The sequence below is a fragment of the Vibrio sp. THAF64 genome, assembly GCF_009363455.1.
GTDB lineage: Bacteria > Pseudomonadota > Gammaproteobacteria > Enterobacterales > Vibrionaceae > Vibrio > Vibrio coralliilyticus.
Genome location: NZ_CP045356.1, coordinates 556,908 through 569,835, shown reverse-complemented (window position 1 = coordinate 569,835; position 12,928 = coordinate 556,908). Strand labels below are relative to the sequence as shown.

Annotated in this window: 11 protein-coding genes; 6 read left to right on the top strand and 5 right to left on the bottom strand. The window is 44.8% G+C overall.

The features are described 5' to 3' along the window. Position 1: 1 nt before the first annotated feature. From FIU99_RS19150 to FIU99_RS19140, 3 genes are all read right to left on the bottom strand, one after another. On the bottom strand, positions 2-598 hold the full coding sequence (locus tag FIU99_RS19150; RefSeq protein ID WP_152472476.1) for a LysE/ArgO family amino acid transporter: 597 nt from the start codon (positions 596-598) through the stop codon (positions 2-4). Positions 599-606: 8 nt separating this feature from the next. Further along, a complete protein-coding gene (locus FIU99_RS19145; protein ID WP_019276195.1) occupies positions 607-1,155 on the bottom strand; it encodes a DUF924 family protein in 549 nt (182 codons plus the stop codon). 87 nt (positions 1,156-1,242) lie between these two features. Then, positions 1,243-2,691, bottom strand: coding sequence for a PLP-dependent aminotransferase family protein (locus FIU99_RS19140; RefSeq protein ID WP_152472475.1), 1,449 nt, complete (start codon positions 2,689-2,691; stop codon positions 1,243-1,245). A gap of 86 nt (positions 2,692-2,777) precedes the next feature. Between FIU99_RS19140 and FIU99_RS19135 the strand changes: the two genes are divergently transcribed. From FIU99_RS19135 to FIU99_RS19125, 3 genes are all read left to right on the top strand, one after another. Beyond that, complete coding sequence (locus tag FIU99_RS19135) at positions 2,778-3,689, top strand: DMT family transporter (protein WP_152472474.1); 912 nt, start codon at positions 2,778-2,780, stop codon at positions 3,687-3,689. 67 nt (positions 3,690-3,756) lie between these two features. After that, complete coding sequence (locus tag FIU99_RS19130; RefSeq protein ID WP_029236156.1) at positions 3,757-4,032, top strand: hypothetical protein; 276 nt, start codon at positions 3,757-3,759, stop codon at positions 4,030-4,032. Positions 4,033-4,105: 73 nt separating this feature from the next. Further along, positions 4,106-4,891, top strand: coding sequence for an ABC transporter substrate-binding protein (locus tag FIU99_RS19125; RefSeq protein ID WP_052126595.1), 786 nt, complete (start codon positions 4,106-4,108; stop codon positions 4,889-4,891). A 27-nt stretch (positions 4,892-4,918) separates the two neighbouring features. On the opposite strand, the gene FIU99_RS19120 is transcribed toward FIU99_RS19125, so the two are convergent. Next, a complete protein-coding gene (locus tag FIU99_RS19120; RefSeq protein WP_006960594.1) occupies positions 4,919-5,467 on the bottom strand; it encodes a hypothetical protein in 549 nt (182 codons plus the stop codon). A 283-nt stretch (positions 5,468-5,750) separates the two neighbouring features. On the opposite strand from FIU99_RS19120, the gene FIU99_RS19115 reads away from it, so the two are divergent. Both FIU99_RS19115 and FIU99_RS19110 read left to right on the top strand, forming a co-directional pair. Beyond that, positions 5,751-8,039 carry an ATP-binding protein gene (locus FIU99_RS19115; RefSeq protein WP_006960596.1) on the top strand — a complete coding sequence of 763 codons (2,289 nt, stop codon included), beginning with the start codon at positions 5,751-5,753 and terminating at the stop codon, positions 8,037-8,039. 123 nt (positions 8,040-8,162) lie between these two features. Further along, entirely contained in the window at positions 8,163-9,512 is a 1,350-nt protein-coding gene (locus tag FIU99_RS19110; protein ID WP_039952055.1) for a UDP-glucose/GDP-mannose dehydrogenase family protein, read from the top strand. Between the two features lie 43 nt (positions 9,513-9,555). Here the strand turns inward: FIU99_RS19110 and FIU99_RS19105 are convergent, their stop codons facing one another. Beyond that, on the bottom strand, positions 9,556-10,017 hold the full coding sequence (locus FIU99_RS19105) for an RDD family protein (protein ID WP_039951948.1): 462 nt from the start codon (positions 10,015-10,017) through the stop codon (positions 9,556-9,558). A gap of 434 nt (positions 10,018-10,451) precedes the next feature. Here FIU99_RS19105 and FIU99_RS19100 point away from each other — a divergent pair, with 434 nt between their 5' ends. Continuing rightward, complete coding sequence (locus tag FIU99_RS19100; protein WP_006960599.1) at positions 10,452-12,920, top strand: immunoglobulin-like domain-containing protein; 2,469 nt, start codon at positions 10,452-10,454, stop codon at positions 12,918-12,920. The last annotated feature ends 8 nt before the right edge of the window (positions 12,921-12,928 follow it).

Below are 12,928 nucleotides of genomic sequence, written 5' to 3'. Positions count from 1 at the left end.
ATCAAAATACTAAGTTATACGCTAGCACAAGCATGATGATTCCGATGATTGCTTCGAGTATTTTCCATGAGCGAGCATGGCGGAAAGCTGGAATCAGGCGCTTAGCCCCATATCCAAGGCTGAAAAAGAATACAAATGAGGCACTGACAGCGCCAAGAGCAAACTGCAATTTATTCGGTTCGTATTGGGTAGAGATGGAGCCAAGCAATACGACGGTATCCAGATAGACGTGTGGATTTAGCCAAGTAAAAGCTAGGCACATCAATGCCGTTTTTAAAGCACTTTGTGTTGAATCACCCGCAGGGTTGAGGGCGTGATTTGCCGTGTAAGCTGAATATAGGCTGCGTAGACCGTACCAGAGCAAAAACAGGCCACCGCCATAACGGGCGACTAGTTCAATCAAAGGAAATTTCGCTACGATTAAACCAAACCCTGCAACACCAGCAGAAATCAGGATGGCGTCTGAAAGCGAGCAAATCAAACAGACCAAAAACACATGGTGCTGTTTGATTCCTTGCTTAAGGACGAACGCGTTCTGTGCCCCGATGGCGAAGATTAATGAAAGGCCGAGCGTAAAACCTGCGAGAAACGTACTCATTATCGAAGTTAGAAGCTAGAGCCTGGCTGAGTCAGAAATTCAATTTCTTCGGCAGTACTTTCTCTTCCTAGAATCTCGTTTCGGTGCGGATAGCGACCAAATCTATCTATGATGACCTTATGTTTGATCTCGAATTCGTAGTTATTTTCCATGCCCGGTGCTTTGAATAACTCAACGGCACGCTCATGAATCAATAAAGATTCACTGTGCATAAACGGCATGTAGAGAAAAGACTGCTGTGTTGGAGAAAGCTCGGCATCTTTACCTAAAGCGATGGCCTCTTGTGCCAGCGCCAGTGCCAGTGGGTCCTGAGCAAAAGCTTTGGGCGTATTACGATAGACATTACGTGAAAACTGGTCGAGCACAATGACTTCCGCCAATCGACCAAGAGCGTTGGTACGCCAGCTATAAAGCTCAGATTTCGCGGCGCACTGTAATAGGTCACCAAAACGTTGCGTGATTGTATTGTCTAGCTGTTCGCTACTTACAAACCAGTCTTTAGGTTCTAACTCTTCAAACCAAAAGGACAGGACTTCTTGTGCAGTGATGGGAGTCATGGTGATGTCATCCTTGTGTGTGATGGGTTATCCGTCGAATCTAAATATACGAGAGCGACGGAGAAATTTAAATGTTTAATCAGAGAGTTATATCAGGGTCTGTGTAGATTGGATAACCTGCTGGTGAATCAGTTTAGCCAATAGTTCGATGCCTTGATGCCACTCCGAAGTATCTTCAAAGTTAGCGGTACTCAGACGGATACAGTGGCGAAATTGATCCGCGGTTGCAAATACAGTTCCTGGTAGGATGCTGATCTTATGTTTATTGCATTCCTTATAGAGAGCGAAGCTGTCAACCGACTCGGGCAAAGTAAGCCAAACCAAAAAAGATCCTTGCGGCTGAGATAGGTGGTAACTATTACGGAGCTCAGTATAGCGGTTTAACGCTGTTGTAAGCAGTAGGCTGAAACGACGGTTGTTTTGTTGATAGGTACGCTGCATCTTATTGATATGCTGTCGATACTTTCCTGTCGATAGAAATTCGCCTACAGCGGATTGCATCAGGTTCAAGCTGCCCATATTGTCACAAATCAGATACTTCTCGATCTCTGAACGATACTTTCCAGAAAGAATCCAACCGATTCGTAATCTGGAATCGAGCATCTTTGACAGTGAATTCACGTAGATAACTCGATCTTGGTTATCGAGTGTTTTCAGTGGCAATACGCCGCTATCAAATGCCAGTGCGCCAAAAACGTCGTCTTCGATAATTGGGATATCTTTAGAAACGTTGAGAAGTTCAACGCGCCGTTCTTCAGGCATCCGTGACCCTGTTGGATTAGTGAAATTGGGTGTTATGAGAATTACGGCAATAGGCCATTCCTGAATCGCATTTTCGAGCGCTTTAGGGTCCATACCATTGCGGGTACAACTCGAAATCTCGACCACTTTTAGCCCAAGTGATTCCATCAAAAGCAGATTTCCAAAGTAACAGGGGGACTCCACGGCGACGATGTCTCCGGGTGTGGTTAGAGCGCGAAGTGCAAGACTGATTGCCTGTTGAGCTCCGTGAGTGATGGCTAGATCATTCGGATTGGCTTTGACACCAAGATCACGGCTGATTTTTGCCAACTGCTTGATGAGCCTATCATTCCCCGGAGGCAGTTGATAATGACTCGGCATGTGACTTTGCATTCTGCTATGACGACCTATTTCCGCATACAGCGATTTGATGGCGGGAGTCTGAATGTTTGGATGAGCAGAGCCAGTCGGTAACAACTCTTTCTCCTCTGGATAGCTGAGGATTTCTTTCGACACAGACAGCAGATCGACGGACTGAGGTGGCTGCTGGTGCAACTCCCTTGGCTGTGTCGCTTTAACTCGATAGCCTGATTTGGGTACCGCATAAATGAGCTCTTCGGCTTCCATCTCCTGATAGGCTCTAATGACGGTATTTTTGCTGACGTTCAGGTCGGCAACCAGTTGACGGATCGATGGCAGTTTGTCTTCAGGTTGATAAATACCATTGTGAATCGCTTGTCGAATGTGGTGCTCTACTTGAACAAACTTATTGTCTGCTAATGAATCTGTACCCATTAAAAATACTCAATCTGTGTCTTTTTGATTTATCTGTCCCTTATTAAAGTAGCGCTAATTGAAGAGAAAAAGCCAGAGGAAATGACATGTTGGTGAGGTTAATCCCGTTTGTATTTGTGGTGCTTTGGGCATCGGGCTTTGTAGGAGCTAGGTTGGGTCTGCAATATGCGGAGCCAGCGACATTACTCACGATTCGCATGCTGGCCAATGTAGGGTTCTTTTTATTGCTGATTGCTTTACTGCGTCGCTCGATACCGCAAGGCAAGTTGTTTTGGCATAGCTGCGTGGTAGGAGTTTTAATTCATGGCTTTTATCTGGGTGGTACCTATATTGCGATTGATTTAGGAATGCCTGCGGGGTTGAGCTCGCTTCTGGTTGGTATTCAGCCGATATTAACCGCCATCTTATTAGTCGCTTTCAGCCGCGAGCAATTCAAAGTATCGCAGTGGATAGGCTTAGCTCTGGGGTTTGTAGGTATCAGTTTAGTCTTGATTGGCAAAACTCAATGGCAAGAGGAAACGCATAAGTTTGCTGCCATCGCTCTGTGTGTGCTGTCGCTGATCGGGATCACTTTGGGTACTTTGTATCAAAAACGCTTTTGCAAAGGGGCCGATATGGTAGGTAGTGCTATGGTCCAGTATCTCGCGGCAGCTTGCTTATTCCTCCCTTATGCAATGAATTTTGAAACCATGGAAGTCCAATGGACAACAGAGTTCATTTTTACGCTAACTTGGCTCGTTGTTGTGCTGTCCTGCGTTGCGATTCTGCTTCTGCTCTATATGGTGGAAAATGGTGCATCGTCGAAAGTGGCTTCGGTTTTTTATCTCGTGCCTCCAACGACGGCAATCCAAGCATGGCTCGTATTTGGTGAGTCTTTTGATGGTCTTGGGATGCTAGGGTTTGTGCTGGCAGCGACTGCAGTTTACTTGGTGGTTAAGGCACCAAGTCGACCGTTCATGAGGAAACGTCGTTCTAAGTTAGTAACCACTAATTCTTAATGGGTATTGGCATTGTCTGTAGGCGCATTATACTTCCCGCATTATTATTGAACACCAAAACCAGGCGATGAGCAAAAAGCCAGATAGGATGAGCGCAATGCTTTCCATCATTCAGCAAGTGAAGCAAGAGCTTCCTTTGTACGCACCGGAAACCTTTGTTTGTGGTTCAAAGGGCAGTTGTGTGGGGTGCCCGAAAAAGTTACTGGAGCTGGTTGATTCTGAACTGACCTATTGGGAATCGGCGATGGAGCGGGGTATTACGCCTCAATTCGATGAAATTCGCCGCTTTGGTAAGATGTGCAATGGAGTTCGTAGGGGATTACAGCGCAACGGCTTGGTATAAATCCGCTATTTTTCTTTAGAACTCCCGTTGTGTGGGCTAACTTTATAAAGTACTCACTAACTGGGAGTTTGTCATGAAGCGAATGTATTCTCTTCTGTCACTACTCATTGCGTTGTCTGCTTCTTTCTCTTCGGTATCTGTAGCCGGATACTCCGATGACCTTCGTGAGCTGTCATTTTTTACTGAGTCTTATCCCCCTGCCAATTATATGGAAGGCGATAAAATTACAGGTTATGCCGTGGAAATCCTCCTTGCCGCAAGTAAGATGGTCGGGGAAGAGATTGATATGTCGCAGGTGACTTTACAACCTTGGGCTCGTTCATATCGAACGGTGTTAACTCATGATAATTCGGTGTTGTTTTCTACGACACGTTCAGAACACAGAGAAACGCTGTTTAATTGGGTTGGCCCTATCGCTGATATAAAAATTGTCGTTTTGGCGCGAAAAGATGCGGACATTACAATTGAAAAGCCAATGGATATGGCCAATTACCGTATCGGGGTAATCAGAGATGATATCGGTGAGCAAACCCTGCTAGCGATGGGTTTGCCAAGGAACTCAATGCAGGAAGCCAATTACGTGACAACGTTGGCGGAGCAGCTAATGAAAAAGCGTATTGACCTTTTGGTTTACGCCCATCGCGCAGCAATTTGGTGGTCTAAGCAAGCTGAGGTCGATCCGAGTTTGTTTGAATCTGTTTATGTTGTGAGGGAAGGTCTGATCTATTACGCTTTTAACGTTGATGTTAAACCGGAAGTACTTGCTAAGCTGCAAAAGGGTGTTGATATGCTCAAGAACACCAAAGGTCAGTCTGGAAAGTCTTTATATCAGGAAATTATGGACAAATACGAGCGATAAAAAGCAGCCAAATGGCTGCTTTTGTATTTAAACTTTGGCCTTTTTGACGAAATAAGGATTATCGAATTTCTTTTGTGGCCCCAGCTCTGAAATAACCAGTCTGTTCCACAAGGCTCGGTCAAACTCACCTTTGGGGATAGAAGGGTACAAAGTTTCTTCTTCTTCACGGGCGTAGCGAAGAAACTCTTTCTTCTTGATTTGGTTGTACTTCCGTGCAACACGATTGTGCTTTGAGATCCACTCCAACTTAAAGTTGTTCAAAGCGGGCTCGGCTTCCTCTAGCGGCAGGCGAGTCAAGTAGATCCGTTTATAAGACACTTTTCGATCAAGCATGGTACGCATTGCAGTCTGTATGTACTTACCATGATTGGTGATCGAGATATCCTCTTTGTCGAATAGCGTTACGCTCCAACCAGATGGAAAGAAGTTAGGCTTACGATATTGCTTATTCCGGGTTTCAATCGCCTGATGAATGACCAGATCAGAGGTGCCATTAAATGTCTGCTGCCATTTGGCTATACGTATCTGTGTCGCAGTCGGTAAGCGATAGATATGAGTAAACTTATCTTGGTCCATATGAATACACAAATTGCTTCTAGTTATGAGAGAGCCTATTTCAAAGGTAAGAAAACAGAGTTAGGCGCTTCGAAATAGGAAATGTGGGATGAGATGCGTGCCCACAACAACGACTATCTTAGTGAATTCTTAAACAGGCTGCCACACTTTATTGGTCAATTTTTGGTAAAGAGCAGTCACGGCTTAAATATGCGTTTTAACATTTATAACTGATATGTATCAGAGTTCGTAGTCATCGACTACGCTTACTGATAAGTAGGGAAGTATAACTCTAAAGGTAAGTATGGCTGGGACGGACTTTGTGTCTCTTCTATGGTTGCTGGTTTGCACTTGTATTGCATTCTTCATGCAAGCTGGCTTTACCCTAATCGAAACCGGTTGTGTTCGCGCGAAGAATTCTGTCAATGTCGCGATGAAGAACATGGCAGACTTTCTAGTGGTGTCTGTCGTCTATGTTTTCGTTGGTTTCCATTTAGCACAGGGCAGCTCGCTTTTCTCATTCGACACTTTCCCTCTAACAAGTGAAGACTTTCCCGTTGTGATGTTTAACCTGATGTTTGTTGCGACCGCCGCGACTATTGTCTCAGGTTGTGTTGCCGAGCGAATGAGTTTTCGCGGTTATATTTATACGTCGGCTTTCATTGGTATACTGACGTACCCAGTGGTGTCCTACTGGACTTGGAACCCTAATTCTTGGCTCTACATACTTGGTTTTCAAGATTTTGCTGGAGGTGCGACGGTTCATGTTGTAGGTGGCATGATTGGTTTAGTCGGTACGATGATCATAGGGCCACGCAAAGACCGATTCATTGGCACACAACAAGTAAATGAAATCCCCTCCTATAATCACACTCTGGTTACGATCGGCGTGTTTTTAATGGTGTTTGCTTGGCTCGGTTTTAATGGTGGGAGTTTCTACCAATTCGATGCACGTGTTCCTGTCGTTTTGTTTAACACTGTCCTTTGTGGTGCCGTGTCAGGATTTGTCACTCTGATTCTTGTCCATCGGTCCAAACACGTGCCAGTGTTTGTCACGCTCAATAGTGTTCTGGGTGGGTTAGTTATCGTGACAGCGGGCGCCAATATCTTTAATACATTTGAGGTTGCTCTGCTGGGTTTTCTGGCATCCATTACGGTGTACTACGGCGAAAGAATCCTAGTAGCACTTAAGATAGATGACCCTGTTGGTGCCATCCCAGTTCATTTGTTCTGCGGTATTTTAGGCGTTATATACACCGGCTATTCACTCAGCTTGACGCAAAATGGTGAGTTGGTCTGGGACGTGATGGTGCAAGCTGTTGGTATTCTGGTGATCTTGTTTTGGTCTGGCATTAACTCTTATGCATGTTTTCAACTATTGAAGTGTTTTCATCTCGACAGGGTGTCTCCTCAGGATGAAGAGCTTGGTTTGAATGTCACAGAGCATGGTGTCCAGATGAGTTGGCTTGAGACCCTTAGAGTGATTGAAGGCATCAGTCGAGACGGTGATTACTCAAAACGCGTGCCGGTGGAAATCGGTACGGAAGCGGGTGACGTTGCCATTTCTTTCAATCATTTAATGGATAGGCTAGAGGCCAATATCGATGTGTTACACCACGTAGCAAAAGGTAACCTTGATGATGTGGATATTGTTCCGAGTAGTGATAAAGACGTAATGGCGAACTCACTTCATTCAATGATTGTCAGTTTACGCTCGCTGATTGATGAAGTGGAAGGCGAAATTGAAAATCAAGCCATGCAAATTGAAACCAGTGAGCACTCCATCCAAACACTCATCGAGAAATTTAAACGCACTCAAGATCAACTCATGGAAGCGGAAAAGATGTCTGCACTGACTGGGATGGTTGTGGGGGTGGCGCACGAGTTGAATACGCCGCTGGGCATCTCTGTTACGAGTCTTTCTGTTCTCAGCGAGCATCTTGATGAAGTGGCGAAGAAGTTTTCGGAACGGACTATTACTACAGATGACCTGAACCGCTTTCTCAACGTCGCTAATGAATGTATTGAAATGATAGTGAACAATATCGAACGCTCGGTTGATTTGGTCAGTAAGCTCAAGCAAGTCAATCAGAAAATGACGACAGAAGAGCCTAAGCTGATTGATCTCAAACCCATGCTGAATGATGCCGTTTTGCATGTTAAAGATACTTTATTGCAGAAATCGATCGAGGTTGAAATCGAATGTGAAGAGACATTGCAAGCGTTCTTACCACCGATCTCGCTCCAGTGTGTGGTAGAAGAGCTTCTCAACAATAGTGCACTGCATGGCTTTGGTGAAGAGCAAGATGAAGCTCAACGCGTGATTATGGTTAATGTGCACCAATCCAGTAACCGTATTGATATTATCGTAGAGGATAATGGTGTCGGCATTGCGCCAGAAAACCAGAAAAAAATCTTTCAGCCGTTTTTTACTACCCTACGTGCAAGAGGTGGTACAGGCCTTGGCCTACATATGGTCTATAACATTTGTACACAGAAACTTGCAGGTGCGATTAATGTTCAGAGCGAAGTGAATAAAGGCACTCGCATCGCGCTTTCTCTCGATACTATGGGAGCCGCTGCGGCTCAATAACTCTACTCCCTGTTTCTCAGTTTGATTCACAACGCTTGTCAAATTACTGCCTCAAAAGCGTAAGCAGCTTGTCATTTTCCCCCGGGACACTTAGTACTGGTGACATTAGAAGCTGGTATGACAATGAGAGTAGCAATTTTTGGTAGTGGTTATGTGGGGTTGGTACAAGCCGCGGTTTTGAGTGATGCTGGGCATAATGTGTGCTGTATCGATGTCGATGAAGAACGTATTGCAAAATTGAGAAATGGTGTTGTCCCAATATACGAACCAGGACTAGAAAAGCTGGTCGCTGAAAACTCCTTTGCGGGTCGGCTCACTTTCACGACCTCCGCAGAGCATGAGCTGAATCGGTCAGACGTCATTTTTATTGCTGTCGGCACTCCTCAGGATCAAGATGGCTCTGCCGATCTCAATTATGTGCTTGCGGTAGCGTCAGAAATTGGTAAGTACATTCACGAAGACAAAGTGGTGGTGAATAAATCCACCGTACCTGTGGGAACCGCTCAAGCCGTAGAGTGTGAGATTAAGCTTCAACTGGCTCGTCGAGGATTGAACTCATTGGACGTGGCGGTATTGTCTAATCCTGAATTTCTTAAAGAGGGCACCGCAGTTACCGACTGTACTCGCCCAGACCGCATCATTGTTGGTGTAGACAAACATCATGCGCGCTATCAACAACTTAAAGAGCTGATGCGTGAGCTCTATGCGCCATTCAATCGCAATCATGAAAAGTTGATCTTTATGGATGTAAAATCAGCAGAGTTAACTAAGTACGCCGCGAACAGCATGTTGGCAACTAAGATCAGCTTCATGAATGAAATGGCGAATATTGCGGAGCGCGTTGGAGCGAATATTGAAGATGTTCGTAAAGGTATTGGCAGTGATGAGCGTATTGGTTACCACTTTATCTATCCTGGTTGTGGTTATGGTGGTTCATGTTTTCCTAAAGATATTCAGGCGTTAATTAAGACCTCCGAAAGCTTCGGATATAGTAGTGAAATATTGAAAGCGGTCGAGAACGTTAACTTCTATCAAAAGCACAAGTTGTATGACCTAGTGCAAACACACTTTGGTGGTAGAGAGCAGTTGCGAAACAAGACGTTGGCATTATGGGGGTTAGCTTTTAAGCCTCGAACAGATGATATGCGTGAAGCCCCGAGTCGAGTTTTGATGGAAGCGTTATGGGAGGCGGGTGCAACGGTTCAGGCTTTCGATCCAAAAGCAATGGAAGAAGCGCAGCGAATCTATGGCCCACGTTCAGACTTGCGCTTGATGGGGACGAAAGAGGCGACTCTCAGTGGTGCGGACGGGCTTATCATCTGTACAGAGTGGCAGAATTTTAAGGCGCCAGATTTTGATTTTATTAAGCAGGCTCTAAATCAGGCTGTTATCTTTGACGGTCGTAACCTGTACGAGCCAGAGCGTCTTTCTAGCCGAGGTATTCAATATTATTCTATTGGTCGCCGAATCTAGGAAGTGGAAGGGGAAGTTTTCCCCTTCTTTTTCAACTCACTGGTTAGCCAAGAAATTCTGCTTGTTTCTCGTGTTGAACGACTTTACGCACTACGACTGTATTAGCAATCAAATCGTGCCAGCCTTGCTTCTTACCATTAAAAGCTATCCAGATAAAGCCGAGGCAAAGAGGAATAGCGCTGATGTAATATGCAAGGTAACGGATGACTGATTTAGAAAGCGTCAGCCGATGGCCTGTAACTGCATCTAATACTTCTAGTTTTAAAGCCATCTTTCCGGGTGTTGCTGAGCGGTAGACCCAGAACGCAACGGTGGCTATCAGAGGACAAATCCAGTTTAGGACTAAGTCCCAACCTCCAAGCAGAAAATCATCTGAGCTCCAATAGACTTCACCATAAACCCAGTGCATTAAGGGTGTTATTAGGAGTAACAGTAGTACGGTATCGATTAGTGACGCAGCAAAACGGATCCAAAAGCCTGCGTATTCCTTTGATGTATCTTTCATTTTTACCTTCTAGCCAGTAGACCAGCCCATTTATAGATAAGCTTGATTGTTTTAATAGTCATAAGTAGTAAGGGGAATGTATCAGAAGGTGAGGAAGAAGTGTTTTGTTTAAGGTGAATCTAACCAAATCATGACGTAAACCTCTCCGTCAAAACACGTTTTACGGACCGTAAAAACCGTCAAAATCGCTAAGGATAATAACGAAAAATCCTGATATATATCATAAAATCAATTGGTTAAGCTCTTTTTGGTTGGGTGTGAAGTGTAATCAAAAATTTTGTGAATTTTTCCAATACTGCAAGCTTGTGTCCATAAGCTAAAAAGAGTGCTCGAAGGTGTGAAACTTTGTTGTTTTTGTGGCTAACATAATTTTTGCGAACACGGTCTGTTGGCTGAATAAGCAGTGTGTATGTATCAACCACTCGAGGTTTATTATGAACAAGCGACAAAACAAAAAACTACTCGCTTTATCTATTGCAGTAGGGGCGACATTGTCTCCTATGTCAGCGTTAGCAAGTGCTCAAGCTGGTCAGGAAATGGTTAATCCCACTGGGATGATCTTAGAAGGCTATTGGCACAATTGGTGTAATGTTGGTGGCGGAGATGGGTATAGACAAGGCTCATCTGCATGTATCCAACTCAATGAGGTACCACGAGATTATAATGTCGTGATGGTTTCCTTCATGAAAGTGTTTGATGAAACAGAAGGACGTATACCAACATTTCGTTTAGACCCTGCTCTGGGGATGTCTGAACAAGATTTTATCAAGCAAATTGGTGAGTTAAATGCTCAGGGCCGCTCAGTGTTAATCTCTATGGGTGGCGCAAATGCGCACATCGCAATGCAATCAGGCGATGAGCAGCCTTTAGCTGAAGAAATCATTCGACTGACTGATCTCTATGGTTTTGACGGGTTGGATATCGATCTTGAACAATCAGCGATCAGAGAGAAAGACAACGAGCAAGTTATTGTTGATGCGCTTAAAATCGTCAAAGAGCATTACAGAAAGTCTGACAAGAATTTCATCATTGCTATGGCACCTGAGTTCCCCAATTTAAGGCACGCCGCAAATCAGTCTTATAAAGCTTACATAGAAAATTTAGAGGGCTATTACGACTGGATCAGTCCACAATTTTATAATCAAGCTGGCGATGGTGTGAATGGTGATTATAGCGGTGAAGCATGCAGTGGCTGGCTAGCTCAAAACAATGACGAGTGTAAGAAAGAGTTCATTTATTGGAGCTCATACAATGTTGCAAATGGTATCGACGGTTACGTGAAGATTCCGCACGATAAGCTTGTATATGGAGTTCCCGCTAACAATGATGCAGCTAACAATGGATTCGTAAAAGATCCTCAAGACCTATTTGATGCGTTTGCTCAGCTAGAGGCTGAAGGACTGGGTTTACGCGGTATTATGACTTGGTCAGTCAACTGGGATCTGGGAAAAGATTCAGCGGACAAACCCTATGACCAACAGTTTGTAAACACTTATGGCCCTTTCATTCATGGTGGCGATGTTGACATGCCGCCAGTGTTTTCTGGTACTCAAGATACTGAAATCTTTGTCAATACTGAGTTTGATGAAATGGCAGGTGTGACCGCATCGGATGAAGAAGATGGCGATCTAACCAGCAAAATCACTCATGAAGGGGAGGTGGATGAGTCCCGAAAAGGGGTTTATACCATTATCTACCGTGTGACGGATAGCGGTAACAATACCACAACTGATTCTCGCCTTGTAACGGTAAAAGATGATGATGGGACGATTGGGTCCAAACCTGAAATTCATGGAGTGGAAGACACAACATCTGTTCTTGGCCAGTTCTTCGATACCATGCTTGGGGTATCTGCGCTAGATAGTGAAGATGGCAACATCACTTCTCAGATAACGATCGAAGGTAATGTTGACACTGCCAATATTGGCGATAACACTTTGACTTATCGTGTGGAAGACAGCGATGGTAATGAAGCGGTTGAGGTGCGCAATGTCCAAGTCATTAACGAGGCACCAGTACTTCATGGTATCAGTGATGTATCAATTACTGTGGGCGATGAATTTGATGCATTGTATGGCGTCACCGCACATGACTCGACAGATGGTGATTTAACCAGCCGAATTCTAGTCGATGGTGAGGTAAACTCAACTGAACCTGGCCGTTATGCCTTGGTCTATTCTGTTTCTGACTTCAACGGAGCAACCACCATTGAAAACAGAAATGTGACAGTGAATGAAGCGTCGGTTTGTGTTATTCACGACTACCCAGACTGGCCTAGAAAGGACTGGGAAGGTGGCGAATATAATCACGCAGATAAGGGTGATTTAATGCGCTACGAAGGTGTGGTCTATGAAGCTCAATGGTACACCACAACAGTTCCTGGAAGTGATTCGAGCTGGATTGTGGCTGATGGTGATTGCCAAAGCGAAGGAAACCAAGCGCCAGACGCTATTATCAATGGCCCGGCAAGTGCCATTGTTGGTTCTTCTATCACTCTAGATGGTAGTCAGTCTGTGGATCATGATGGTTCTATTTCTAACTATCAGTGGAGCTGGAATGGGGTAGTGCTCAGTGAATCGAGTTCTTCGCTAAATGTGGATTTCACACAGGGGCATTTAGGACAAAATGTTTTCACTTTGGTCGTCGCGGACAACGAAGGCTTAACGGATTCAGTGGAACATACGGTGAATGTGACGTCTGATGATGGTGGGACTGATCCAGGTGTCTGTGAAGGCATTCCCGCTTACCAAACTTATGATCCTTCAACGGGAGAAGGCATTTACATGACGGGTGTTCAGGTTGCGCATAAAGGCGATAAGTATGAAGCGCTAACCGATAACTTGTATAACATAGAGCCGGGTACCGCAGATCATTGGTGGAAGCCTTTGGGGTCTTGCGAGTAGCAAAGTTT